Annotated in this window: 22 protein-coding genes; 13 read left to right on the top strand and 9 right to left on the bottom strand. The window is 62.5% G+C overall.

Translation table 11 applies throughout. From position 1 onward, the window contains the following. The first annotated feature begins 10 nt into the window (after positions 1–10). Positions 11–1252, top strand: coding sequence for a benzoyl-CoA 2,3-epoxidase subunit BoxA (gene boxA / locus P0D70_RS11880; RefSeq protein WP_408184618.1), 1242 nt, complete (start codon positions 11–13; stop codon positions 1250–1252). 52 nt (positions 1253–1304) lie between these two features. On the opposite strand, the gene P0D70_RS11875 is transcribed toward boxA, so the two are convergent. From P0D70_RS11875 to P0D70_RS11865, 3 genes are all read right to left on the bottom strand, one after another. Then, positions 1305–1700 (bottom strand): type II toxin-antitoxin system VapC family toxin, encoded by a 396-nt coding sequence (locus P0D70_RS11875; RefSeq protein ID WP_408184617.1) that lies wholly within the window; start codon positions 1698–1700, stop codon positions 1305–1307. Beyond that, positions 1697–1933 (bottom strand): type II toxin-antitoxin system Phd/YefM family antitoxin, encoded by a 237-nt coding sequence (locus P0D70_RS11870; protein WP_408184616.1) that lies wholly within the window; start codon positions 1931–1933, stop codon positions 1697–1699. Before P0D70_RS11870 ends, P0D70_RS11875 begins: the two co-directional genes overlap by 4 nt. Positions 1934–2034: 101 nt before the next feature. After that, on the bottom strand, positions 2035–2766 hold the full coding sequence (locus tag P0D70_RS11865; protein WP_408184615.1) for a TetR/AcrR family transcriptional regulator: 732 nt from the start codon (positions 2764–2766) through the stop codon (positions 2035–2037). A 302-nt stretch (positions 2767–3068) separates the two neighbouring features. Between P0D70_RS11865 and P0D70_RS11860 the strand changes: the two genes are divergently transcribed. The 8 genes from P0D70_RS11860 (at position 3069) to P0D70_RS11825 (ending at position 13018) form a co-directional block, all read left to right on the top strand. Then, positions 3069–4349 (top strand): Zn-dependent hydrolase, encoded by a 1281-nt coding sequence (locus P0D70_RS11860; protein WP_408184614.1) that lies wholly within the window; start codon positions 3069–3071, stop codon positions 4347–4349. 146 nt (positions 4350–4495) lie between these two features. Then, positions 4496–5845: an NAD(P)-dependent oxidoreductase gene (locus P0D70_RS11855; RefSeq protein WP_408184613.1), complete on the top strand. Its 1350-nt coding sequence runs from the start codon at positions 4496–4498 to the stop codon at positions 5843–5845. A gap of 67 nt (positions 5846–5912) precedes the next feature. Then, positions 5913–7250 carry an NAD-dependent dihydropyrimidine dehydrogenase subunit PreA gene (gene preA, locus P0D70_RS11850; protein WP_408184612.1) on the top strand — a complete coding sequence of 446 codons (1338 nt, stop codon included), beginning with the start codon at positions 5913–5915 and terminating at the stop codon, positions 7248–7250. A gap of 110 nt (positions 7251–7360) precedes the next feature. After that, on the top strand, positions 7361–8872 hold the full coding sequence (locus P0D70_RS11845) for an NCS1 family nucleobase:cation symporter-1 (RefSeq protein WP_408184611.1): 1512 nt from the start codon (positions 7361–7363) through the stop codon (positions 8870–8872). A 71-nt stretch (positions 8873–8943) separates the two neighbouring features. Further along, on the top strand, positions 8944–10395 hold the full coding sequence (gene hydA, locus P0D70_RS11840) for a dihydropyrimidinase (RefSeq protein WP_091792767.1): 1452 nt from the start codon (positions 8944–8946) through the stop codon (positions 10393–10395). 358 nt (positions 10396–10753) lie between these two features. Then, positions 10754–11536: an amino acid ABC transporter substrate-binding protein gene (locus tag P0D70_RS11835; protein WP_091792768.1), complete on the top strand. Its 783-nt coding sequence runs from the start codon at positions 10754–10756 to the stop codon at positions 11534–11536. Between the two features lie 22 nt (positions 11537–11558). Next, positions 11559–12236: an amino acid ABC transporter permease gene (locus P0D70_RS11830; protein ID WP_408184610.1), complete on the top strand. Its 678-nt coding sequence runs from the start codon at positions 11559–11561 to the stop codon at positions 12234–12236. Then, positions 12236–13018: an amino acid ABC transporter ATP-binding protein gene (locus tag P0D70_RS11825; protein WP_408184609.1), complete on the top strand. Its 783-nt coding sequence runs from the start codon at positions 12236–12238 to the stop codon at positions 13016–13018. Before P0D70_RS11830 ends, P0D70_RS11825 begins: the two co-directional genes overlap by 1 nt. Positions 13019–13194: 176 nt before the next feature. Here the strand turns inward: P0D70_RS11825 and leuA are convergent, their stop codons facing one another. Continuing rightward, positions 13195–14913 carry a 2-isopropylmalate synthase gene (gene leuA / locus P0D70_RS11820; protein ID WP_408184608.1) on the bottom strand — a complete coding sequence of 573 codons (1719 nt, stop codon included), beginning with the start codon at positions 14911–14913 and terminating at the stop codon, positions 13195–13197. A gap of 267 nt (positions 14914–15180) precedes the next feature. Beyond that, positions 15181–16065 carry a class I SAM-dependent methyltransferase gene (locus tag P0D70_RS11815; RefSeq protein ID WP_408184607.1) on the bottom strand — a complete coding sequence of 295 codons (885 nt, stop codon included), beginning with the start codon at positions 16063–16065 and terminating at the stop codon, positions 15181–15183. Positions 16066–16400: 335 nt separating this feature from the next. On the opposite strand from P0D70_RS11815, the gene P0D70_RS11810 reads away from it, so the two are divergent. Continuing rightward, positions 16401–16730, top strand: a complete 330-nt coding sequence (locus P0D70_RS11810) for a hypothetical protein (protein ID WP_408184606.1) — start codon at positions 16401–16403, stop codon at positions 16728–16730. 125 nt (positions 16731–16855) lie between these two features. Here the strand turns inward: P0D70_RS11810 and P0D70_RS11805 are convergent, their stop codons facing one another. Then, positions 16856–17485 carry a cadmium resistance transporter gene (locus P0D70_RS11805; protein ID WP_408184605.1) on the bottom strand — a complete coding sequence of 210 codons (630 nt, stop codon included), beginning with the start codon at positions 17483–17485 and terminating at the stop codon, positions 16856–16858. Between the two features lie 338 nt (positions 17486–17823). Between P0D70_RS11805 and P0D70_RS11800 the strand changes: the two genes are divergently transcribed. After that, positions 17824–18306, top strand: a complete 483-nt coding sequence (locus P0D70_RS11800; protein ID WP_408184604.1) for a hypothetical protein — start codon at positions 17824–17826, stop codon at positions 18304–18306. A 161-nt stretch (positions 18307–18467) separates the two neighbouring features. On the opposite strand, the gene P0D70_RS11795 is transcribed toward P0D70_RS11800, so the two are convergent. Continuing rightward, the gene (locus P0D70_RS11795) at positions 18468–20342 is read right to left on the bottom strand and encodes a glycosyl transferase family 1 (protein WP_408184603.1); all 1875 of its coding nucleotides are present in this window, start codon (positions 20340–20342) and stop codon (positions 18468–18470) included. A gap of 147 nt (positions 20343–20489) precedes the next feature. Continuing rightward, positions 20490–21569, bottom strand: a complete 1080-nt coding sequence (locus P0D70_RS11790; RefSeq protein WP_408184638.1) for a DUF3443 domain-containing protein — start codon at positions 21567–21569, stop codon at positions 20490–20492. Between P0D70_RS11790 and P0D70_RS11785 the strand changes: the two genes are divergently transcribed. Continuing rightward, the gene (locus P0D70_RS11785) at positions 21535–21780 is read left to right on the top strand and encodes a hypothetical protein (RefSeq protein ID WP_408184640.1); all 246 of its coding nucleotides are present in this window, start codon (positions 21535–21537) and stop codon (positions 21778–21780) included. The genes P0D70_RS11790 and P0D70_RS11785 overlap by 35 nt on opposite strands. A gap of 64 nt (positions 21781–21844) precedes the next feature. Here P0D70_RS11785 and P0D70_RS11780 read toward each other — a convergent pair whose 3' ends face one another. Then, a complete protein-coding gene (locus P0D70_RS11780; protein ID WP_408184602.1) occupies positions 21845–22309 on the bottom strand; it encodes a DUF2844 domain-containing protein in 465 nt (154 codons plus the stop codon). Between the two features lie 460 nt (positions 22310–22769). Here P0D70_RS11780 and bamC point away from each other — a divergent pair, with 460 nt between their 5' ends. After that, a complete protein-coding gene (bamC, locus tag P0D70_RS11775) occupies positions 22770–24005 on the top strand; it encodes an NlpB/DapX family lipoprotein (RefSeq protein ID WP_091792779.1) in 1236 nt (411 codons plus the stop codon). Positions 24006–24523: the final 518 nt, after the last annotated feature.

Raw genomic sequence — 24523 nt, 5'->3', positions numbered from 1 at the left:
GGAGGAAGTCATGAACGGCCCAGTATCGATCGAAGTTCTCAGGCAGCATCTGATCGATCCGGAAATCTGCATTCGCTGCAATACGTGCGAAGAGACTTGCCCGGTCGATGCGATCACGCACGACGACAACAACTACGTGGTCAAGGCGGAGATCTGCAACGGCTGCATGGCATGCGTGCCGCCGTGTCCGACCGGCGCGATCGACAACTGGCGCACGGTGCTCAAGGCCGACGCCTATCCGATCGACGAGCAGTTCACATGGGACGTCCTGCCGGAACAGAACACAATGGCCGTGCCCGCTGCGGACGAATCGCCGGGCGCGGGCGCATACGGCGATACGCCTGCGGACGCGAGCGGCATCGAAGTGGACAGCGTGCGCGGTTCGGTCGTGCCGCCGTGGTCGGCCGCGAAGCCGTATGTGAATCTCTACACGCACAAAGCGCCGACTGCCGCGACGGTGGTCGGCAATTACCGGCTCACCGATGGTTCGACCGACAGCGACATTCATCATATCGTGCTCGATTTCGGCTCGATGCCGTTTCCGGTGCTGGAAGGCCAGTCGATCGGCATTCTGCCGCCCGGCGCGAGCGCCGATGGCCGCACACATCACGCGCGCCAGTATTCGATTGCGAGCCCTCGTGATGGCGAGCGGCCCGGTTATAACAACATTTCGCTGACGGTCAAACGCGTTTCGCAGCAGCACGGCGATTCGACCGACGGCGTGTGTTCGAACTACCTGTGCGATCTGAAGAAGGGTGACGTGGTCAGCGTGATCGGCCCGTTCGGCGGCACCTTTCTGATGCCCAACCATCCGAACTCGCATCTGCTGATGATCTGCACGGGTACGGGTTCAGCGCCGATGCGCGCGATGACCGAGTATCGCCGCCGGCGCCGCTTGAAGGGCGCGACCGGCAAGCTGATGCTGTTCTTCGGCGCGCGGACTAAAGAAGAGTTGCCGTACTTCGGCCCGCTCACGAATCTGCCGAAGGATTTCATCGATACCAATCTGGCGTTTTCGCGCACGCCGGGCCAGCCGAAGCGGTACGTTCAGGACGTCATGCGCGAGCGCGCGGTCGATGTGGCGCAAATGCTAAGAGATGACAACACGCATATCTACGTGTGCGGATTGAAGGGCATGGAAGATGGTGTATTGCAGGCGCTCAAGGAGATCGGCGAGCAGCACCAGCTGGATTGGGAGGCGCTGTGGGGGAAGCTCAAGCGTGAGGGGCGGTTGCATCTGGAGACTTACTGACCGGACTTTGTCCGGTCGTTAAGCGGCACTGACTTTCTGGTCTTGCGATAGGTCACCAGATAGTCTTGACATGAGGGTAGGCGCGGATTTTCTCGTCTTTCGTGATAAGGGGGACCGCAAACTTGCGCGCCGTGGCGACAATCATCCGGTCGGCGGGATCTTTGTGAAACTCGCCGGGAAGATCGACCGACTTCGTTGCAATTTCAACATCGACCGGCACAAAGCGTACCGCTTCGATCGCGGAAACCGTGGCGAGCCAACTGCTTACATCCATGGAGAGCACGAGCCTCTCCGTCTGTACCAGCATGGCAATCTCCCATGCAGAAATCGCCGAGACTGCAATTTCTCCGTCAGCCAGTTCGTGCGTGATAGCCGTTCTTGCCTTCTTGCTTAAAGTCGAATCGCCGGTGGCCCACCAGATCAGAGTATGGGTGTCCAGAACGATCACCGCGCGGCCTCCCAATCGTCCTCTCCAATAGGTGCCGTGGGGTTGTCGTAATGCAAAACCGTGCCGCGCAGTACCTCGAGGGGGCTGCGTTCGACCCCTCGGTAGGGACGAACTTCGACTGCGGGTTTGCCATGGTCCGTCACTATCATGCTTTCTCCCGTTGTTTCCACCTGCCTGAAAAATTCGAGTGCTTTAGCCTTGAACTCGGATTTCGACACCAGATTGCCCGCCATAATCGTACCTATAGTCATATGTCTATAGTCATAATTATAAAATGGAAAGCGGAATAGCTATAGCGACGGAAACAGAAGTTTCTTTATGCGCGCCCCTCGGACTAGTCCGACGTCTCCGGCGACACCGCGCCACATGCCCGAATCACCAACTGCACGACTTCCTCCGTCGTCGCCTCGAACGCTTTCTGCGTCAACGCACGTTTGCCTTTGAGCGCCCGAATCTGGGCATCGAAGTCGGCGTAGTGCTGGGTCGTCGCCCAGATCATGTACATCAACGTCTGCGCATTGACCGGCGCCAGCAACCCGCGCGCGATCCAGTTGTCGATCACCTTCACACGGCTGTCGAGCCACGGCTTCACACGCTCCGTGAGAATGTCCTCCATGTGTTCCGCGCCGTGAATGATCTCGCTCGCCCACACCTTGGAACCGAGCGGGCGGCGGCGCGACAATTCCATTTTCGCGCGAACATAGCCGCCAATCGCCTCGACCGGGTCGTCGCTGCATTCGAACGTGTCGGCCGCGCGATACCAGTCTTCGAACAGATCTTCCAGCACGCGCCGGTAAAGCGCGAGCTTGGTTGGGAAGTAGTAGTGCAAGTTGGCTTTCGGTAAGCCTGCACGCTCAGCGATCATCGCAGTGCTCGTGCCGTCGAGTCCGCGCTCCGCAAAAACCGCCTCCGCGCATGCGAGAAGATGCGCTTCATTCGATTCGCGAATGTGTGCCTTGCGCCGCCGCAAAGGCGCGCGTGTTTCTTCATTTTCCGTGATGTCGGCCGCCACGTCGTCGTCTCTCATGTTCGCCTTCGGCGGCATCTGTGCCGCGTCGCGCTTCATTCTAGTCGTTTGGCGCGGCGCTCACACGTGCATTCGCTACCCGCCCCAAACCCATGCTGCAATGCAATGGCACGCTTCTCGCTATGTTTCTCACCGCACGAAAGGTGTTGATTTGGCGAGTTTAATCGTCTACAACCTGTCCAACTGGACAGGATTGGAAGAGCGGGCGATACCCCAGGGTTTGCCCTCTCTATAAGAGGCGATCGAACCCATCGCGTATGCACCGCCCGCGTGCGGCAGCGCCCCAAAATCCGCCGCCGATGCACCAGTTTTACGTCGGTTCACCGAAAGGAGCGAGACGAATGAACGCGGTATCCGAAGCGCTGAAGGGCGCAGAGCCCACCACCTCGATCAAGGTCGATGGCAAGCGGTTGTGGGACAGTCTGATGACGATGGCGAAGATCGGCGCGACACCCAAAGGCGGCGTCTGTCGCCTCGCGCTCACCGACCTCGACAAGGAAGGGCGTGACCTGATAGTGAGTTGGGCGAAGCAAGCCGGCTGCACAGTCAGTGTCGATCAGATGGGCAATGTGTTCATGCGTCGAGCCGGGCGCAATCCCGCCGCGCTGCCGGTCATGACCGGCTCGCACGCCGACTCGCAGCCGACCGGCGGGCGCTTCGACGGCATCTACGGCGTGCTGGGCGGTCTCGAAGTGATTCGGAGTCTGAACGATCACGGTATCGAGACGGAGCATCCGGTCGAAGTGGTGATCTGGACCAACGAGGAAGGCTCGCGCTTCGCGCCGGCCATGGTGGCATCGGGCGTGTTCGCCGGCGTGTTCACGCTCGACTACGGTCTGTCGCGCAAGGACGTAGATGGCAAAACCATTGGCGAGGAACTCGAACGCATCGGCTATGCGGGCGATGTACCGTGCGGTGGGCGGCCACTGCACGCCGCCTTTGAGCTGCATATCGAACAAGGGCCGATTCTCGAAGCGGAACAGAAAACCATCGGCGTGGTGACCGATGCGCAAGGTCAGCGCTGGTACGAAATCACGCTGACGGGGCAGGAGGCGCACGCGGGTCCGACGCCCATGCCGCGCCGTCGCGACGCCTTGCTCGGCGCCGCTCGCGTGGTCGATCTGGTCAATCGCATCGGTCTGGACAACGCGCCGTTCGGTTGCGCGACGGTCGGCATGATGCAGGTCTATCCGAACTCGCGCAATGTGATTCCGGGCCGCGTGTTCTTCACCGTCGATTTCCGTCATCCGGACGATGCAGTGCTCGCGAAAATGGACGCCGCGTTGCGCAAGGGCGTGGCGGACATCGCGAACGGCATCGGGCTCGAAACCGAACTCGAGCAGATCTTTTATTACGCGCCCGTCGCTTTCGACGAAGCCTGCGTGAAGTCCGTGCGCGCCGCGGCGGAACGCTTCGGTTATCCGCATCGCAATATGGTTTCCGGTGCGGGACACGATGCCTGTTATCTGTCGCAAGTCGCGCCGACCTCGATGGTGTTCGTGCCGTGCGTGGACGGGATCAGTCACAACGAGATCGAGGACGCCACCTTCGAATGGATCGAAGCCGGCGCCAACGTGTTGCTGCACGCCATGCTGGAGCGGGCATGCGAGCCGGTTTCATGACGATGTCATAACGCTTTGGCGGTTGCGGTCCTTACCACCCGTTCGACCCGCTTCACCGTAGTGCCCATTAAAACATGCCGTCCCGGTTGCGCCTGACGCGCGGCCGGCGGGACCGGCTACGTCCTCACATCGAAGAAGGAACGCGTATGGCCATCAAGCAAACCGGCGACATTGCCGCTCAGCGCCTGTCGCCCGAGCAGCTCTCGTGCGAGTTTTCCGACATCGCACCGTTGCTCGACGCCAGCGCCGCGGCCGCGGCGGCGAGCCGCTGCCACTACTGTTACGACGCGCCGTGCGTGAACGCCTGCCCGACGCAGATCGACATTCCCAGTTTCATCCGCAAGATCAGCAACGGCAATCTGAAGGGCGCGGCCGTGGACATTCTGTCCGCCAACCCGCTGGGCGGCATGTGCTCACGTGTCTGCCCGACAGAGATTCTTTGCGAAGGCGCCTGCGTGCGTAACCATCAGGATGCGAAGCCGGTGGCGATCGGCGCACTGCAACGTCATGCCACCGATTGGGCAATGGCGCGCGGTGAAGCGCTCTTCAAGCGCGCAGCCGAAACCGGCCGACACGTTGCGGTGGTCGGCGCGGGTCCGGCGGGACTCGCCTGTGCGCACCGTCTTGCACTGGCCGGCCATAACGTGACGATCTTCGACGCTCACGAAAAGGCCGGTGGTCTGAACGAGTACGGCATTGCCGCCTACAAGACCGTCGACGATTTTGCGCAGCGTGAGGTGGAGTGGCTGTGCTCGGTTGGCGGCATCGAGATCAGACACGGCGTCTCGCTTGGACGCGATGTCGACCTCGACACACTGCGCAAGCAGCATGATGCCGTGTTCCTCGCGATCGGTCTCACCGGCGTGCGGGCACTTGCGATGGAAGGCGAGGACCTTGGTGGCGTGATGAATGCGGTGGACTTCATCGAACAGGTGCGCAGCGCGAGCGACCTTGGCACGGTGCCGGTGGGCCGGCGGGTCGTCGTGATCGGCGGCGGCAATACGGCGGTGGATGCGGCCGTGCAAAGCCGCAAGCTCGGCGCGACCTCGGTGACGATGGTGTACCGGCGCGGCGTCGAATCGATGAGCGCGACGTGGGCCGAGCGCGATTTCGCGCGGACCAGCGGCGTCACGCTCGTCACGCACGCCACGCCGTTGCGTTTGATCGGCGAAGGCGGCGTGGTCACGGGTGTCGAATTCGCACGCACGTTGAATGATGGTGGCGAGGAGCGCTTTGTCGTCGAAGCGGACATGGTGCTCAAGGCGATCGGTCAAACGCTGGTGCCGGTCGGCATCGAACGGGAATTGCTGACGTTGGACGGCAGCCGCATCGCGGTCGATGCGAATGGCCAGACCTCGCTCGTGGGCGTGTGGGCCGGCGGCGATTGCGCGGCTACCGGCGGCATCGACCTCACGGTGCAGGCGGTGCAGGACGGCAAAATCGCCGCTGCCGCGATCGACGCACAGTTCGCTCGTACAGCGGTTAAGGCCGCCTGAACGAACCATGCCAAATTGAACGAAGCGTCATACCAGACAAAAAACAGCAGTCCCCAAGGAGCCGAACATGGCCGATCTGCGCTGTACGATTGCCGGCATCACCTCGCCGAATCCCTTCTGGCTCGCCTCCGCGCCGCCGACCGACAAAGCCTACAACGTGAACCGCGCCTTCGAGGCGGGCTGGGGCGGCGTGGTGTGGAAAACGCTCGGCCTCGACCCGCACGTGGTGAACGTGAGCTCGCGTTACGGCGCGGTGCAATGGAACGGCCAGCGTATTGCGGGTTTGAACAATATCGAACTGATTACCGACCGTCCGCTCGAGGTCAATCTGAAGGAAATCGCGCAAGTCAAACGCGACTGGCCCGATCGCGCGATGATCGTCTCGCTGATGGTGCCGTGCAACGAGCGCGACTGGAAGTGGATCCTGCCGCTCGTCGAGGACACCGGCGCCGATGCGGTCGAATTGAATTTCGGCTGCCCGCATGGCATGAGCGAGCGCGGCATGGGCGCGGCGGTCGGCCAGGTGCCCGAATATGTCGAGATGGTCACGCGTTGGGTCAAGGAGGGCACGAAGCTGCCGTGCCTCGTCAAGCTCACGCCGAATATCAGCGACATTCGTCTGGGTTCGCGCGCGGCTTATAAAGGCGGCGCGGACGGCGTGTCGCTGATCAACACGATCAACTCGATTGTCGCCGTCGATCTCGACGCGATGTCGCCGCTGCCGATGGTCGACGGCAAGGGCACCCACGGCGGCTACTGCGGCCCGGCAGTGAAACCGATCGCGCTGAACATGGTCGCGGAAATCGCACGCGACGTGGAAACGCCAAACCTGCCGATTTCCGGCATCGGCGGAATCTCCTCATGGCGCGACGCCGCCGAATTCATGGTGCTCGGCGCGGGCAGCGTGCAGGTTTGCACGGCGGCGATGCACTACGGATTCCGTATCGTTTCCGATCTCGCCGACGGCCTCTCCAACTGGATGGACGAAAAAGGCTACGCGACGCTCGACGACATTCGCGGCCGCGCCGTGCCGAACGTGACCGACTGGAAATACCTGAACCTCAAATACGACATCAAGGCGCGCATCGATCAGGACAAGTGCATTCAGTGCGGCCTGTGCCATATCGCCTGCGAAGACACGGCTCACCAGGCGATCATGAAAGAAAAAGATGGCGTCCGGCATTTTGAAGTGATGGACTCCGAATGTGTCGGCTGCAATCTGTGCATGCATGTGTGTCCGGTCGAACAGTGCATCACGATGGAGCGCGTGGACAACGGCGAGTACGCGAACTGGACCACGCATCCGAATAACCCGGCGCGCGTGGGCGCACAAGAGGCGGCAACAGCGGACGCGGCCGAAACCGCCGGGCACGCCCATGCCCACGCAGCGGCAAAAGCCGCCTGAAACAGCATGGGGTCGGAAAAACGCAGCGCTAGTACTGAACCTGTCATTCCCATGGCCCGACGCGCCGCAAGAAGCCGCGCGGGCCTCAACGATCGAGTGGAGATCTTTAGATGAAGCAGACAGCGCAATCCGCCGACCCGCAGTTCGCGGCCGGCGTGCAGGGCAGCAGTCTATACAACGACGATCTGGCGCCGACCGGCGTCGCACAGCGCACGTGGAAGTGGTATCACTTCGCCGCGCTGTGGGTGGGGATGGTGATGAACATCGCGTCCTACATGCTCGCCGCCGGCTTGACGGAAGAGGGCATGTCGCCGTGGCAAGCCGTGGTGACCGTGTTGCTCGGCAACCTGATCGTGCTGGTGCCGATGCTGCTGATCGGCCACGCGGGCGCGAAGCACGGCATTCCGTATGCGGTGCTGGTGCGCTCCTCGTTCGGAACCCAGGGCGCCAAATTGCCGGCAATGCTGCGCGCGATCGTCGCGTGCGGCTGGTACGGCATTCAGACCTGGCTCGGCGGCAGCGCGATCTACACGCTGCTCAATATTCTCACGGGCAACGCGCTGCACGGCGCGGTTTTGCCGTTTCTCGACATCTCGCTCGCGCAACTCGCGTGTTTCCTCGTGTTCTGGGCGCTGCAGATCTACTTCATCGTGCATGGCACCGATTCGATCCGCTGGCTCGAAAGCTGGTCCGCACCGATCAAGATCGTCATGTGCATTGCGCTCGTGTGGTGGGCGACCTCGAAAGCCGGCGGTCTCGGCTCGATGCTGTCGGCGCCGTCGCAATTCGTGCCGGGCGGCAAGAAGGAGGGCATGTTCTGGGCCACCTTCTGGCCAGGCCTTACGGCAATGGTGGGGTTCTGGGCCACGCTCGCACTGAATATCCCCGACTTCACGCGCTTTGCCAGAACGCAGCGTGATCAGATCATCGGTCAGTCAGTCGGCTTGCCGGTGCCGATGGCGTTGCTCTCGGTGATTTCGGTAGTGGTCACGTCGGCCACCGTGGTGATCTACGGCAAGGCGATCTGGGATCCGATCGATCTGACGAGCCGCATGACCGGCATCGGCGTGGGTGTCGCGCTGATCATCCTCACGCTCGACACGATGTGCTGCAATCTCGCGGCGAATCTGGTCGGACCGGCTTATGATTTTTCGAGCCTGTGGCCCAAGGGCATTTCGTATCGCGTGGGCGGCATGATTACCGCGACCATCGCGATCGTGATGATGCCGTGGAAGATTCTCGCCACCACGCAGGGCTATATCTTCACGTGGCTGGTCGGTTACTCGGCGCTGCTCGGACCGGTAGCGGGTATTCTGATGGTCGACTATTTCCTGATTCGCGGCACCCGGCTCGACACGCGTGAACTGTTCGACGAACACGGCGAGTACAGCTATACCGGCGGCTGGAATGTCGGCGCGGTGGTCGCACTCGTGATCGGCGTGCTGCCGAATCTGCCGGGCTTTTTGCACACCGCGTTTCCGGCGTCGTTCCCGAACGTGCCGGCGATCTTCAACACGCTCTATACGTATGCGTGGTTTGTCGGACTGGCGTTGGCGTCGATCGTATACAGCGCGTGGATGAAGCTGAGCAAAGGGCCGAGTGCGCGCGTGGCGAGTGCCTGAGACGCGAGCACGCGTATCGACGAAACGAAGTACGTAGCACCGAAACCAGCAGTTCATAAGGAGGCGGCAACATGACGACCCTGATTCGCGGCGGCACGATTATCGACGCGGAGAACACGTATCGTGCGGACGTGTTGTGTGCGGACCCGCAGGACGGCGGCACGATCCTGCAGATCGGCGCGGACCTGGAGGCGCCGGCGGGCGCCACGATCGTCGACGCCGGCGGGCAGTATGTGATGCCCGGTGGCATCGATCCGCACACGCATATGGAATTGCCGTTCATGGGCACCACGGCGAGCGACGATTTCTACACGGGCACGGCGGCGGGTTTGTCGGGCGGCACGACGAGCATCATCGACTTCGTGATTCCAAGCCCGAAGCAGCCGTTAATGGACGCCTTCAGGGAATGGCGCGGCTGGGCCGAAAAGGCGTCCGCGGATTATGGTTTTCACGTCGCGGTGACGTGGTGGGACGATTCGGTCTATCGCGACATGGGCACGTTGGTGGAGGAGCACGGCGTGTCGAGCTTCAAGCACTTCATGGCCTACAAGAACGCGATCATGGCCGACGACGAAGTGCTGGTGAACAGCTTCTCACGTTCGCTCGAACTCGGCGCGCTGCCCACCGTGCATGCGGAAAACGGTGAGCTGGTGTTCCAGTTGCAGCGTCAGTTGCTCGCTAAAGGTTTTACCGGTCCGGAGGCGCATCCGTTATCGCGGCCGCCGGAAGTGGAGGGCGAAGCGGCCAATCGCGCGATCCGGATCGCGCAGGTGCTGGGCGTACCGGTGTATATCGTGCACGTGTCCGCGAAAGACGCAGTCGATGCAATCGCGCGCGCGCGCAGCGAAGGTCTGCGGGTATTCGGCGAAGTGTTGCCAGGCCACCTGGTGATCGACGAAGCCGTGTACCGCGATCCCGACTGGACCCGCGCGGCGGCCCATGTGATGAGCCCGCCGTTCCGCTCGGCCGAACATCGCGAGGCGCTGTGGCGCGGTTTGCAAGCCGGCCAGTTGCACACCACGGCAACCGATCACTGCGTGTTCTGCGCGTCGCAGAAGGCCATGGGGCGCGAGGACTTCACCAGGATCCCGAACGGCTGCGGCGGCGTGGAAGACCGGATGGCGGTGCTTTGGCATCACGGCGTGAACTCCGGGCGTCTCACGCCGAACGAGTTCGTGCGCATTACGTCGACGAACGCCGCGCAGATTTTCAACCTCTATCCGCGCAAAGGCGCGGTGCGGGTCGGCGCGGATGCCGATCTGGTGGTGTGGGACCCGAACGCGAGCAAAACGATTTCGGTGAAGACGCATCATCAGAAAGTCGACTTCAACGTGTTCGAAGGCATGACGGTGCAAGGCGTGGCGATGCACACGCTCACGCGAGGCGCGCTCGCCTGGACCGACGGCGAATTGCGCGCGGTGCGCGGTGCGGGCCGTTATCTGAAGCGCCCGCCTAACGGGGCTTACTTCGACGCGATCCGGGTCGCCAACAAGCGCAAGGAGCCGCATCCGGTCGAGCGGTAAGCGGTTCGCAGTCCCACGGGCGGCGCCGGCATCGAATGCGGCGCCGCCCGTTTTTTCATGCCGCGCGTTCGCCGCGGCCGTGCCCCCTCTCGCGTTTTCCCCGATGGCGCGCGACATGGGTTCCATGTTGCGATGCATGCCGCGTCTGTTCTATCTGCTGTAGAGTGGGAATCCACGTCTTAGTGGAGGTCATGGCTGCTCGCTTAGCACGCAAGCGCATATGGATCGAAAACCTGATCCTTTGTAAAAACCCAGGCCATTTGCTACAGTCCGCCCACTCAGCCGGGCGCAAGCGCCGGTGAGGATTGTCCAACACAAGACCAAGCCACCGACGTGGCATATTTGACGGAGCCGCCTGATGAAATCGATTCGTTCCATTCTGCTGATCGCGTTGTTCCAGGCTGTGGCCGTGAGCTCCGCATTCGCCGCCGATGAACTCGCGCAGATCAAATCGGCCGGCGTGTTCCGGATCGGCACTGAAGGCACCTATGCTCCGTTCACCTATCACGACGAGTCGGGCAAGCTGACCGGCTTCGACGTTGAAATCGGCACCGCGATCGCGCAGCGTCTCGGCGTCAAGCCGCAATTCGTGGAAGGCAAATGGGACGGTCTGATCGCGGGTCTCGACGTGAACCGCTACGATGCGGTGATCAATGAAGTGGCCGTCACCGACGCGCGCAAGGTCAAATACGATTTCTCCGACCCGTACATCACATCGCACGCAGCCTTGATCGTGCAGTCGAACAACACCACGATCAAGAATTTCGACGACCTGAAAGGCAAGAAGTCGGCGAACACGCTGACCAGCAACTTCGGCAAGATCGCGGCCGCGCACGGCGCGGAAGTGATTCCCGTGCAAGGCTTCAATGAGTCGATCGATCTGCTGACCTCGGGCCGTGTGGATGCCACTGTCAACGATTCGCTGTCGTTCCTCGACTTCAAGAAGCACAAGCCGGACGCGAAGGTGAAAATCGCCGCGCTCGATACGTCGAGCGACAGCAGCGACAAGTCCGCTGTATTGATCCGCAAGGGCAGCCCCGAATTGCAGGCCGCGATCAACAAGGCGCTCGCCGACATCAAGAAAGACGGCACCTACGCGAAAATCTCGCAGAAGTATTTCGGCAAAGACGTCTCCCAGTAAACGCCTTCCGCGAGTCTGAATCATGCCGGCATGGTTGCATCTGATGGCGCAGTCGCTGTGGCCCCTGCTGTATGCGGGGCTCGTGTTTACCGTGCCGCTCACGCTGGTCTCGGTCGCCATCGGGCTGGCGCTCGCGTTCATCGTCGCGCTGGTCCGCCTGTTCGGACCGAAGTGGGCCGTGGCGATCGTGCGTTTCTACGTGTGGCTGTTTCGCGGCTCACCGTTGCTCGTGCAACTTTTCGTGATCTTCTATGGATTGCCGAACGTTGGCATCGTGCTCGATCCCTTGACGGCGGCGATCATCGGGTTTTCGCTGAATGTCGGCGCGTATAACTCCGAAGTGATACGCGGCGTGATCGAGTCGATTCCGAAAGGGCAGTGGGAAGCGGCGTATTCGATGGGTATGACGCGCGAGCAGGCCTTGCGTCGCGCGATCCTGCCGCAGGCGGCGCGCGTCGCGCTGCCGCCGCTGTCCAATTCGTTCATCGCGTTGGTGAAGGACACGTCGCTCGCCGCGGTGCTGACCGTGCCCGAGGTGTTTCAGGCGGCACAGCGGATCGCGTCGGTCACTTACGAGCCGCTGATTCTTTATACCGAGGCGGCATTGGTTTATCTGGTCTTCAGTTCGGTGTTGTCGTCGGCGCAAGTCAGGCTCGAGCGCAAATTCGGCCGCCACGCACTTTTCCATGCAGGCAACTGATGATCCGACTGGAAAAAATCGACAAGTACTTCGGCGGGCAACGGGTGCTGAACTCGGTCGATCTGCAACTCGCTCCGGGTAATGTCACCGCATTGATCGGTCCTTCAGGCAGCGGCAAAAGCACGCTGCTGCGTTGCGTGAATCTGCTCGAGATTCCCGAGTCCGGTTCGCTCGAACTCGGCGACCAGCGGCTGGAATTCAGTCGCGACCACAAACCCTCGCGTGAAGCGGTGCTGACCATTCGCCGCCGCACCGGCATGGTCTTTCAGAACTTCCAGTTGTTTCCGCATCTGACGGTGCGTCAGAACGTGATGGAAGGTTTGCTCACCGTGCAGAAGTGGGATAAAGAAAGGGCCCGGATTCGCGCCGACGAATTGCTCGAGAAGGTCGGCATCGCGCACAAGGCGGATGCGTGGCCTTCGACGCTTTCGGGCGGTCAGCAGCAGCGTGTGGCGATTGCGCGGGCATTGGCGCCTTCGCCGGAAGTATTGCTGTGCGACGAGCCGACCTCGGCGCTCGACCCCGGTCTTGCCGCGGAAGTCGTGGAGGTGCTCAAGCAACTCGCCACCGAAGGCATGACGATGCTGATGGCCACGCACGACTTGCGGCTCGCCGCAACGATCGCGCGCGACGTGGTGTTTCTGAACAACGGCGTGGTGGTGGAGGCCGGTCCGTCGCGTGAAATCTTCATGCAACCGCGTGCGCCGGAGACCGAGCGTTTCGTGTCGACGCTGACCCATAGTCTGCCGGATGAGTGGACTGCATCGAGCGGGTCCACCTGAGGGTAGTGGAAGGCGGCAGTGGGAGTTGAACGGTGTCATTTTCAGCGGCGCTGCGGAGGCGACGCCGCGCCTCACGCACCAACGCGTCATTCCAACAACCCAAAAGAAAAGGGGGGCGTCGAAACGCCCCCCTTTGAACATCACGGCTACAACCGCTTAGCCACGCACATCAAACCTTAAACGCCCACGCTCTCCGTGGCATCGTTCATCGCGGCGTCGAAGAAACGTTCCTTCGCCTGCGCATTGACACGGGCATAAGCGCGATTCACGCCGCTGATCACCGCGCGAATGGACGCCGTCACCAGATTCGCATCGATGCCGACGCCGAACGCGCTGCCGGTCACATCGGCGCCGGCCATTTCGGCCACCGCCACCGCGCGTGCATCGGCGCCTTGAGTCAACGCGCGCTCTTCGTAATGTTGAATGCGCACCGGCACGCCGATCGCGTGCATCAAGGCGTCGAGCGGGCCGTTGCCTGCGCCGGTCAGCACCCGTCGCGTACCGTTGATGTCGACCGTGAGTTTGATGTGCTCACGTCCCTCGCGCTCGGACAGGCTATGGCCGACGTAATGAATCGGCGCGGTGTTCTGCACGTACTCCTGCTGGAACAATTCCCAGATCTGCGCGGACGTGACTTCCTGGCCGCTGTCGTCGGTGAAGCGCTGCACGGCCGAGCTGAAGTCCACTTGCAGACGGCGCGGCAACACCACGCCATAGCCCTGTTCGAGCAGATAGGCAATGCCGCCTTTGCCCGACTGGCTGTTCACGCGAATCACCGAATCGTACGTACGGCCGAGGTCGGCCGGATCGATCGGCATATAGGGCACTTCCCAGACCGCGTCCGGTTTTTGCACCGCGAAGCCCTTCTTGATCGCATCCTGATGCGAACCCGAGAAGGCCGTAAACACCAGATCGCCGACATACGGGTGACGCGGATGGATCGGCAATTGCGTGCATTCTTCCGCGGTACGCGCGACTTCGTTGATGTTCGAGAAGTCGAGGCCCGGATCGACGCCCTGCGTGTACAGATTCAACGCGAGCGTAACGAGATCGACGTTGCCGGTGCGCTCGCCATTGCCGAACAAACAGCCTTCGATACGATCCGCGCCGGCCATCACAGCGAGTTCTGCCGCGGCCACCGCAGTGCCGCGATCGTTATGCGGATGCACGGAGATGAAGAGCGAATCGCGGCGCTTGAGATTGCGGTGCATCCACTCGATCTGGTCCGCGTAGATGTTCGGCGTGGACATTTCAACGGTGGCCGGCAAGTTGACGATCGCCTTGTGTTCCGGCGTCGGTTCCCAGATGTCGAACACGGCGTCGCAGACTTCCTTGGCGAATTCGATCTCGGTGCCGCTGAACACTTCCGGGCTGTACTGGAACGTGAACTGTGTTTCCGGCATGGTGGCGGCAATGCGCTTCATCGTGCGGGCCGCGTTTTGCGCCAGTTCTTTCACGCCGCTCTTTTCCAGATTGAAGACGATCTTGCGGAATTCCGGCGCGGTCGCGTTGTACAGGTGGACGATGGCGCGCGGCACGCCACGCAAGGACTCGAAAGTGCGTTCGATCAGGTCGTCGCGGGCTTGGGTCAACACTTCGATCGTGACGTCGTCGGGGATATGGCCGCCTTCGATCAACTCGCGCACGAAATTGAAGTCGGTCTGCGACGCGGACGGAAACGCGACTTCGATTTCCTTGAAGCCGATCTGCACCAGCGTCTTGAACATGCGCATCTTGCGCTGTGCATCCATCGGCTCGAACAGCGACTGGTTGCCGTCGCGCAGGTCGGTGCTCATCCAGATCGGCGGATGCGTGATCGTGCGCGACGGCCACTGGCGATCCGTCAAGTTGATGGGCTTGAACGCGCGGTATTTGGTAGCAGGGTTCTTCAACATTTTCATCGTCCGTGGGTGAGACCAGATAGCTGGGAGTCGACCGGACGACGAAAAGACATAACTGGGCGCCGGTCGGAAACCGGGGCTGGGTCAGTTACTGGGGAATTGAGCGGTGCTTCGGGTATATCAGATGGAAGCGCGCAGCAGCAGACCTAGCCCGGTAGAGGGGGCTAGTAGTAGCGATAGGATGGTCTGGGCGCGGTACATAGGGCACAATAGGAACATATTATTGGGACGGCGTCAAGCGCCGTCCCGGGCGGCGCGAGGTTAGTGGGCCGGTTTCACGAAGCGCAAGGTCATGCGATCCGATTCGCCGATGGCCGCGTATTTCGCCCGGTCGACGTCGCCGCCTTCGAAGGTCGGCGGCAGCGACCAGACGCCGTTGGGGTAATTCCTGGTGTCGCGCGGGTTGCTGTTCACCTCGCTCTTGCCGGCCAGCTCGAAGCCGGCCGCGCGCGCGTGTTCGATCACGTAGTCTTCGGTCACGTAGCCGGTTTCGATGGTCTGTTGCAGCGTGGTGCCCGGCGCCGCGCGGTGTTCCTCGACGCCGAGCACGCCGCCCGGCTTGAGCGCGGCATAAAAGGCGCGCAGGTTCGCGTCGATCTGGCCGTCCTTGATCCAGTTGTGGATATTGCGGAAGGTCAGCACCTCGTCGACGCTGGCATCGGCCGGAAAACCGTTGAACTGGCCGGCGTGCAACGTGCCGACCACGACCTTCCCGTAGACGTTGGGCGTGGCCGCCAGCTTGCGCGCGAACGCAGCCCGGCTCGCCTGTGCCTCCGCCGACGGCGTGTTCAGCGGGCCGTCGTACTGCGCCTCGTAGAGCTTGCCGTGGTCGTGCAGGTAGGGCGCGAGGATATCCGTGTACCAGCCGCCGCCCGGCTCGATCTCCAGCACGCTTTGCGACGGCGCGAGTTCGAAGAATTGCAGCGTCTCTTTCGGATGGCGGTAGATATCGCGCGCGCGGGCCTTGTCGCCGCGCTGTGGTCCGGCAATGGCCGCGTCGAGCAGCGCCGGACTGGCCGACGCGGAGGGGGAAGTCGAGACTGACGGATTGGCGCAGGCGGCAACGAGCAGCGCCGCACTGAACGCCGCGAGCGTGGTGCGCAACGCGCGGGCTGGGAGATCGGGGCGAGGGTTCATGGCATCCATTATCGGGTTCGATCGGCCTTCGAGGGAAATCGGCAATCGTCATAAGGATAGGCGCTTGCTGGATTTGCGTGGCCGGCGCTGCGGCGGGAGAAAAAAGACAGTGGCCGCGGCGGCGGGAAAAAGAGACGTTGGCCGCCGCCGCGGCGCGGAATAAAAGACCGTCGCCGCCGGTTTCCCTGTTTGCCGTGGCTCGCGCCACGATTGCCGAATCCGAAGCGCCGGGTGGCGCGTATAAATAGCGTGATGAGGGTGTAATCAGCGTTTGCCGTCGCGCGCAGGCCTGGTGTATATCGAGCGCGACTTGATTCACTTCATTTCATTGGCCGGAGGCAGGTATGAAACGAGCATCGACGATGTTGCGGGTAGGTCGGGCTTTACTGTGCACAGCCGCATGCGCGATCGCCGCGCAGGCGGGGGCGCAGGGACTGAGCCCGCAGGACGACATGAACGCACCGCAAAACAGCACGCGTTTGATGCCGAATGCCGCGCGAGGCAGCGAATATCCAACGCACGGCAATCAGCAGGCTGGGGAAATGAACCTTAATCCGACCGACCCGCGCGCGCAACTGGTCAACGGCTTACCGAACCACACGAATTCCGGCGGCTATGGTTCACCGCTTGCCGGCGTGCGCACCTATGTGCAACCGCAAGCGCCGTCGAATTGAGCGGTCGCGCGAACGAAGGTCGTGCCGTATCGTGCGCTGGATAGAACGCGCGCATCCCTGCACGGACCATGCCGTTTTATTCGGCGATTTGCTTTCCTGCTTGCCTGCGGGCAGATTGCCATCAGTCAATGAAGCTTTGCCCAGACTCCGAACATGATCCGCAGCGTATCGTTTTGCGCGATCACCGAGCCGCCGATGATCACCAGGATCAGCGGTAAGAGCGCGGTGCCGTAGCGACGGATTGGCGCACCGAGCAATGGATGTTTCACGAGCCACACCGCGCCGGCGCACCAGAGTCCGATCATCACGATAAAGACCAGCGAGATGAACGCGCCCTCGTTGTGTGAGTGACTGGCATACAACGGCACATAGACGGCGAGGTTGTCGGAACCGTTGGCGATGGCTACGCAGGCCACCACCCACCAGGATGAGCCGCGCGAAGCGGTCGACTCGCCGTCGGCACGTACCGTCTCATCCTCCTGCGTGTTACCGCGGCCAAAGCGCTCCCACGCTTTGGCGAGCCCCACGCCAATCGGCAGGATGCCGAGCAAACCGACATATCCAGCCGGCAAATGCTTTAGCAATCCGGCGAGCAGTATCGACCCCACGATCAAGACCAGCGAACCGGCATACTGCCCGGCGATCACGCGCCGCCGCTCGCTGCCGGCTTCCGCCAGGAACGCGAGCAGCACGAACAGGTTGTCGATGTTGGTGGCGGTGTAACCCGCGACGGCGAGCAGGGCAAGGCTGAACATGCAGGAAAGCGGATCGGTACTCAGTGATAAAGGCTGTAAGGCGAAGCGAGGTTCGTCGCGAGGCCCGGTCGGGAAGTTGGCGGCGCGTCGATGAGTTGCGGCCGGTTGACACGATGCCGGTGCGAACTGTTGCGGTCAAGTGGTCATGCGGTCGAGCGGTCATGCGATCGAGCTGTTACTGCGGCATACCCGTGCCGGGTAGGCGGTGAAAGGGTTCATCGTCAGAAGCGGCCGGCACGCAACGAGCGTTCAACGAGATCGCATACGGCGCGCAGAGCGGGTGCAGGTCAAGTAAGTCGTAAGCTACAATTGCGGACGGCTTGAAAAACGGAACATCAATGAAGATTCGGATTCTCTCTATCGCCTGCGTCACGACCGCTGCTGCGCTGCTGGCGGCCTGTACGACCGTCTACAAGAACACGGACGCATGCGAGCAGTTGATGCGAAGCAAGCTGGCGGACACCTCGACGGATACGCTGAAAATCGGCCATGCGGGCGCAGGCATTTACGGCTCGCGGGTGGTGGTCGAGGGATCGATCGAGCATGTGGTGGCTTCGGCTTCGGCTTCGGCGGCAACAGCAACGGCGCCGTTGAGCGCGTCGGGCGCGCACGCGGCGTCGGCGGTGTCTGTTGGTGCATCAGGTGCATCAGGTGCATCAACTGCTTCGGCGACCGAAGCAGTCTCGCTCACACCTGCCAAACCGCAGAAGATCGTCACGCCAGCCGCCGCCGAATGCACGTTCCACGGGCCAACGCTGAACGCATTCAACTGGCTCGCACCGGCCAATCTCGTGACCCCGCCCGCAAACGCGACCGAATAGCGCGTCAAGCTGCAACGCGCCGCAAGATTCGACAAACATCAAGCCACGGCAAGTCTCAAGCCAGAGGCAAGTCTCAAGCCAGAGGCAAGCCTCAAGCCAGAGGCAAGCCTCAAGCCGAAGGCAAGCCTCAAACTACAACGCGCCGCAAGTCACGACAAACCTCAAGCCATCGCCTCCTCGCGGTGGCGCTGCTTATCCCGCACCAGCCGCAGCACGCTTTCAGCGAACGCCTGCGGCCGCCCGTCAAAGCATCGATCTACCGCCCGTGTGTCGATCAGCCGCTGCCGCAAGGCGGCGCGCTCGCCATGCGCGTCGATCAGCCGTACGGCGGCGGCAATGTAATCCTCCACGCTCTCCGCCGTAGTCCACGACGGCATGCCCGTGCGTTCGAACAGCGCGCCGTCGATCCGCTCGAACACTTCCGGCCCGCGTTTGCAGACGCCGGGCAAACCCAGCGTGAGCGCGTCGACAATACCGTTGGTATTGCCGAACGGAAACGGGCTGAGAAAAAGGTCGGAGCGATTGACGCGGGCCAGGTAGTCCGCGTAATCGTGAAAGCCGTGGACGACCGCGCGCGGCAGCGCCTCGCGGATCACTTCGCGCATACGCTCGAGCGGCAAACCGGCGGGCACGCCGCTCATGAAGTGAAACTCGACTGGCGTCGCGGCGCGCGCGCCGATCTCGCGGCACGCTTCGAGAAAGCCGGGATTGAGCTTCATGGCGCTGGCCGTAATGACGACCTCCAGCGTTTCGCGCGAGGGCGGCATCTCGGCGACGATGTCCGGCAGCGCTACCGACGGCCGGTACGGCTGCCCGTCTTTCGGCAGTTTCAGCAGACGCTCACTGAAGCAGGCGGGATCGCCGACATAATCTTCCTCGACGCTGACATAGTCGATCTTGTCGGAATGAGTCGTGGCCGGGTGGCCGAGCCCGGCGATCTGCAGCGGCGCGATGCGCAGGTTCGACATGAACACGGTCAGCGCGAACATGCCGACACTCGGCATATAGAGCACGTCGGGCTGTTGCGCCTCGGCAAAGTCGCGAATCGTTTTCAGACATTCGCCAAGATATTCGGGCTCTTCCAGTTCGATGAAACGGTCGAACACCGCGCGCCCAATGTCGTCGATGGCATAGCCGAAGCTGAAGGCCACCACCTCGAACTGCTCGCGCGCGGCTTCGAGCGTGCGCGAGTGCGTGCGATAGATCGAATGGGCGCCGCCGAACCACTCGAGTACGACGACCATGAGCGGCTTTTTGCCGCGTTGTTTGCGGTTTTTCGCTCGGGCCCGCTGCGACGCGGGAAGGTCGGTCAGTCCCAATTGAGCCAGCTTGCGGCGCACCAGTGCGTTGATGTCGCGTTTGATCTCATGGCGCCGTGGCGTGTCCGCGTAGCTGCAGAACATATACGCGTTATGCAGCAGGGCGGTGGGCAGGTCGTCGAGGTCGTCGATCTGCTGCAGTTTGCCGGGCAGCCATTCCATCAGCGCCTCGCGTTTGATATGCGCGCTCGCCGAGCCCTTGAAGACCGGCGCAAGCAACACGAGGGCGAGACAGGCGGCGAGGGATTTGTTGTACGCCCACAGCGCGGCGAAGTCGAGTTCGAATTCGGATTCCGTTGAATAGAGCACGCAAAGTTTCTCGGCGAAGCTGTCGCCGGGCAGAAACTGGGCGTTATCCGGACCACGCGGATTCAGGTTGCGGGCCACGTGGTCCGCGTTGCCGAATGGGGTGGAGGAGAACACCAGTCCGACCCATTCGTGCAATGTCAGCAGCAGCCTGAAGCACTCATGCGGAAGCTTGAACGCCGGGTCGGCGAACAGGGTTGAAGCCGCGCTCGCAAGGCGTGTGCAGAAGCGCTGGCGTTGCTCGTCAGGCGGCAGATCGGCGATGCCCGAGGCAAGAAAGCTGCCGTCCAGCTTGCCGCGCTTCTGCTGAAGGAGCGCTAGCGCGGCAATGAACTGGATCGCAGCCTTGACGTGCTGTTGCGTATAAACGAGCTGCTCGAAGTGATCGAGCGAAAAAGTGGGTTCTTCCATCTGCCGACAATTCCAGAATTTGCATGACTAACTAATTGGAAGCGAGTTAGCCGGATGCGAGAATTATCGTAGCCAATGGATATCAAATCTGTCCGGTCGACGAATTTGGGAATTTTCTGCGCCGAAAGAAGCCGCCTGTTCGGAAGCTCAGAACGCATAATAAGGACCCGGGCCCGCTGACGTCTCGCGCGAGGCGATCGCCGTAAAGACGCGTCGCCCGAAGAAGAACGGCAGGCCCCAGCCGAAGCCGCTGCTGGCCACGCCGGCGAGGTTATTGAACGCGTTATTCGCCGACGCGAACAGCGCGCTCGAATTGCCGATCGCAAACGACACCGTGCTCGACGCGCCATCCGTACCCGTGATCGCGGCGCTCGCGGCCTGTACCGAAGAGGGGCAGTACCAGAAACCGCACTGCGGCAACTGCGTATTGCGGAAGAAGAGCCCATTCGAGCCGCTATCGAGATAGCTTTGCGAAAAAGTCTGACCGCCGCTCGTGGTGACAACGTAGCCCGTCACGCTGTTCGCCTTGAGGACGCTGGCGCCGCCGAGCACGTTATTCGCCTGCGTGCCGATGCCGAAGATCATCGAACCCGATACGCTGGCCGCGCCGGCGTCGGCGATAGCCGGCAAGTCGATCACCACGCCGTTGTTGTCGAGCGCGAAGCGGCTGACCGGATTGGTCACCTGCTGCGCGAGCGCCTGAGTACTCGGCTGGCACGCTTCGCCCGCATTGCCCGCATTGCCCGTACCGCCAGTATTGCAGCTGTAGTACCAGCGCGGCAGCGCCGCATTCACACAGCCGCTGCCGCAGTCGGCCGCGAACAGGCCGACGCCGAGAATGCCGTTCGAGCGCAGGCCCGCCACCGTCTGCATGGCCCGGCCGGAGCCGGCGCAGTCGGCGGGGACGGCGGGCAGCGCCGGGTCGGCGATCGTCTGGATCGGGATCGACGCGGCTAGCTGACCGGCCATGCGCACGTCCGCGCTGCGCACCGCCCCCCACGTGTAACCGCCGCCGAACACCGCGCACTCGCCTGCGATCCCGGCGCCCGATGCGATTGCCGCGAGCGGCAGGCTCGCCGGCAGCGCCGACGCGAGAATCCGCAAGCCGTGCGAGCCGGTGTCGACCTGAACATTGTCGATCGTCGCGCAGTTGCTGGTGCCGGGCTGGCAGACGGTGACGCTCGTCGTCAACATGTTGCGCGTCAGACCTGGCGCGCTCGTGACCATGATCGGCTGGACGTTCGGCGTATTCGACTGTGGCACGGAGCCGCTCGTGCCGGAACCCGGCGCGGCGGGCGGCGCGGCGGCAGACGGCGCACTGGCGGCACTCGGGCCGCTGGCCGGAGCGGCGGCGCCGGTCGGGGAAGTCGTGGCCGGCGTGCTGCCGCCACCGCCGCCGCACCCCGAGAAGGCGGCGCAGACGAGGAGCAGGGCGTAAAGGCGAAGGGCGGGTTTCATGGCGTCGGGAGCATGGGTGGAAGCGGAGTCCTGATGCGGTTGCGTCACTGGAAATCGTCGGCGGTGACGCCGGGCGGCAGCGCGGCGGGCAGCCATGCGCGTCCCACGTAGCCGCGCATCGGTCCGCCGGATTCCACGACCACGTCCGGCCGTGCCACGCGCGAGACGTGCAGATTGGCGTCCGCGGGCGCCGCTTGCGCGCCCGCTCGATACGAGTCGGCGTACTTTCCGAGCAGTGCGCGCAGGTCGGGCATGGTTGGGCCCTGCCACGCGTAGGCGATGATCTGGCCGGTGTTCGTGGCGTATTCGTTGATGGTCGTGTTGCCCGCGTCGGTCAGCGTGCGCATGCGCAGTGCGCCATTCAACAAGGGGCGCGGCGCGCTCGCGTTCGACTCCGCTTGAGCCGGCATGGCGCCGCCCAATTGGGCGCGTGCGTCGGCGCTGAGGCACGACATGACAGCCGCCAGTGCGCAAACGGCGAGGCTGGGTGTGAAAGTGGGCAATGGCATGACGATCGGTCTCCTGGTCGGCGCTCTCGAAGGCTTTTTGAGATGTCCATTTCAAGATATCACCGGGGTTTTGTGACCGTTACCAGAAGCGCTACTCGACGATTTTTGAGGTCTCAAAATTGATCGTGCGACGGTCTCGGAAAAGGCCGTCGAATCAATGTTCTGACGAGTAAGTAGGGTGTATCTGACAGGCGCTTGGGAAATGTGGGCGATTGTTAAATCCGCCGCGCTGCGAGCCGCTTTCCTGTGCGAAAACCACGCTCTCGCAAGCAGTGAAAACTCACCAGGCGAGCAGGTGGCGTATTCTCTACGCGCGTCGATCCAGGGCGGTTTCACGCGCGGCGCGCGCTGCTCAATTCACAGGCAAACCCGGCTTTTTGCACACAGTCCGCCGGGATCGGTAAAATGTCGGGTTGATCCACGGAAACTTGCCGTGGCGTAGCGGAAGGATTCCCCGAACATGACTGATCTTCGTCTTACCAAGCGGTTTGCAGTAATGCTGATGGCAGGCGGTCTGGTCGCCGGCTGCAGTACTTCGTCGCCGACCAAAATCGACTACAAGAGCGACTCGAAATCGAAGCAGGTGTCACTTGCCGTACCGCCGAACATGATTGATGAGACGGCCGATCAGCGTTCGTTGCCCCCGCAGGGCGGCGAAACCTCGTTGTCCACGCTCAAGCAGGTCCAGGCCCAGGCGCCGTCGGCCAATTCCGTCGTGGTGGTGCCGCCGGTCGCCGGCATGCATATCCAGCGCGACGGCACGGAAAGCTGGCTCGTCATCGACAACAAGGCGCCCGAGCAGGCATGGGCGCAAATCCGCCGCTTCTGGCAGGAGCAGGGTTTCCTGCTGGTGGTCGACCAGCGCGACAAGGGCGTGATGGAAACCGACTGGAACGAAACCCACGCGCAGATCAACGACGGCCTGATTCGCAACACGCTGTCCAAGGCCATGGGCAACAGCTATGTGACTTCGGAGCGCAACAAGTACCGCACGCGTCTCGAAGCGGCGCCCAACGGCGGCACTTACGTGTTCATCAGCCAGAAGGGCATGCGTGAGGCGCTCACCGGCACGAATAACGATTCGAGCACCTGGGTGCCGAAGCCGAACGATCCGGGCCTCGAACAGGAGTACCTGAAGCGCCTTCAGGCAGCGCTCGCGCTGGCCGATTCGCGCACGAAGTCGGGCGGCACGCAAAGCGCCGACCTGTCGCCGGCCGGTGCGCAAACCGCGCCTAACGCGGCCACGGCGGGTGCGAAGTCGGCGGCTGCGGCCACGGCGGCGCAAAACGTCGCGCTGTCCGCGCAGCAGCCTTTGCCGGATGCGGATTCTGCTAACAATACCTCGGCGCAGTTGTCCTCCACGGAACTCACGCTCGGCGAGCCGTATGACCGCGCCTGGTTGCGCGTGGGCCTCGCGCTCGACCGCAGCAATTTTACGGTCGACGACCGCGATCTGACTCGTGGCCTGTATTTCGTGCGCTACGTCGATCCGAAGGATATGACGTCGGCCGAGCAGGGCTTCTGGAGCCAGGTGTTCCACGGCAAGAAGGAAAAAGTCGCCAAGCAGTATCTCGTGAACGTGCGCGCGGTGACGCCTAACCAGACGCGCGTGGCCGTCGTCGACGACAAGGGCTCGATCGATGAAAGCCCGCAAGCCAAACAGATCATGAGTCTGATGGTCGACCAGTTGCACTAAGACTCAGCAAGTTGGAATGCTGTATGAAACCCGCCCGGGGTCGACCCGGGCGGGTTTTTTTACGGCCGGATATTAGGCATCCCGCGCGCAACCCGCGGCTCGACAGCGATCGCCCAACGCGCGCATGTGTTTTGCTTTGCTTCCAGGATACCGGTACGAACCGGAATTCAATGGGAGCTGGCCATGTTCGACGTGATGCCTTACTGGATGTGGGCGGCGAGCTTGCTCGTCCTGGCGCTCGTGTGCGGCGCAGCCTTGGGCCCGAGGGAGTCGCAGCGGCCAACCGGCCTGCGGGTCCGCCAGACGGCGGCGCGGCGTTCAAAGTGGCGGATCCTTTGAATCGCCCTGAAGCGCGTCCCGCCGTCCGCGGCGGGGATCATGCGGCGGCGCCTCGTGCGGCCGCATGTAACGTGACGTTACGCCGGTGACGTAACTTTCCAAACCTTCTTTCCGCCGCGCCCTGTCAACTCTCCGTCGCGAATAAATTCAATAAGAATCAACCGTTTGCGTTGACTGGC

It is taken from the genome of Paraburkholderia sp. RL17-381-BIF-C (assembly GCF_046026435.1).
Lineage (GTDB): Bacteria > Pseudomonadota > Gammaproteobacteria > Burkholderiales > Burkholderiaceae > Paraburkholderia.
Note: the sequence above shows the minus strand (reverse complement) of the source record. Positions and strands in the feature narration are given on the sequence as shown.

Coding starts and splice junctions, on each gene's coding strand:
- P0D70_RS11810 (WP_408184606.1), top strand. CDS start 16,401: ATGAAACGAGCATCGACGATGTTGCGGGTAGGTCGGGCTTTACTGTGC.
- P0D70_RS11870 (WP_408184616.1), bottom strand. CDS start 1,933: ATGGCGGGCAATCTGGTGTCGAAATCCGAGTTCAAGGCTAAAGCACTC.
- leuA (WP_408184608.1), bottom strand. CDS start 14,913: ATGTTGAAGAACCCTGCTACCAAATACCGCGCGTTCAAGCCCATCAAC.
- P0D70_RS11795 (WP_408184603.1), bottom strand. CDS start 20,342: ATGGAAGAACCCACTTTTTCGCTCGATCACTTCGAGCAGCTCGTTTAT.
- P0D70_RS11830 (WP_408184610.1), top strand. CDS start 11,559: ATGCCGGCATGGTTGCATCTGATGGCGCAGTCGCTGTGGCCCCTGCTG.
- P0D70_RS11800 (WP_408184604.1), top strand. CDS start 17,824: ATGAAGATTCGGATTCTCTCTATCGCCTGCGTCACGACCGCTGCTGCG.
- P0D70_RS11845 (WP_408184611.1), top strand. CDS start 7,361: ATGAAGCAGACAGCGCAATCCGCCGACCCGCAGTTCGCGGCCGGCGTG.
- P0D70_RS11865 (WP_408184615.1), bottom strand. CDS start 2,766: ATGAAGCGCGACGCGGCACAGATGCCGCCGAAGGCGAACATGAGAGAC.
- P0D70_RS11785 (WP_408184640.1), top strand. CDS start 21,535: ATGTTGCGCGTCAGACCTGGCGCGCTCGTGACCATGATCGGCTGGACG.
- preA (WP_408184612.1), top strand. CDS start 5,913: ATGGCCGATCTGCGCTGTACGATTGCCGGCATCACCTCGCCGAATCCC.
- hydA (WP_091792767.1), top strand. CDS start 8,944: ATGACGACCCTGATTCGCGGCGGCACGATTATCGACGCGGAGAACACG.
- bamC (WP_091792779.1), top strand. CDS start 22,770: ATGACTGATCTTCGTCTTACCAAGCGGTTTGCAGTAATGCTGATGGCA.
- boxA (WP_408184618.1), top strand. CDS start 11: ATGAACGGCCCAGTATCGATCGAAGTTCTCAGGCAGCATCTGATCGAT.
- P0D70_RS11855 (WP_408184613.1), top strand. CDS start 4,496: ATGGCCATCAAGCAAACCGGCGACATTGCCGCTCAGCGCCTGTCGCCC.
- P0D70_RS11805 (WP_408184605.1), bottom strand. CDS start 17,485: ATGTTCAGCCTTGCCCTGCTCGCCGTCGCGGGTTACACCGCCACCAAC.
- P0D70_RS11860 (WP_408184614.1), top strand. CDS start 3,069: ATGAACGCGGTATCCGAAGCGCTGAAGGGCGCAGAGCCCACCACCTCG.
- P0D70_RS11780 (WP_408184602.1), bottom strand. CDS start 22,309: ATGCCATTGCCCACTTTCACACCCAGCCTCGCCGTTTGCGCACTGGCG.
- P0D70_RS11815 (WP_408184607.1), bottom strand. CDS start 16,065: ATGGATGCCATGAACCCTCGCCCCGATCTCCCAGCCCGCGCGTTGCGC.
- P0D70_RS11825 (WP_408184609.1), top strand. CDS start 12,236: ATGATCCGACTGGAAAAAATCGACAAGTACTTCGGCGGGCAACGGGTG.
- P0D70_RS11835 (WP_091792768.1), top strand. CDS start 10,754: ATGAAATCGATTCGTTCCATTCTGCTGATCGCGTTGTTCCAGGCTGTG.
- P0D70_RS11790 (WP_408184638.1), bottom strand. CDS start 21,569: ATGGTCACGAGCGCGCCAGGTCTGACGCGCAACATGTTGACGACGAGC.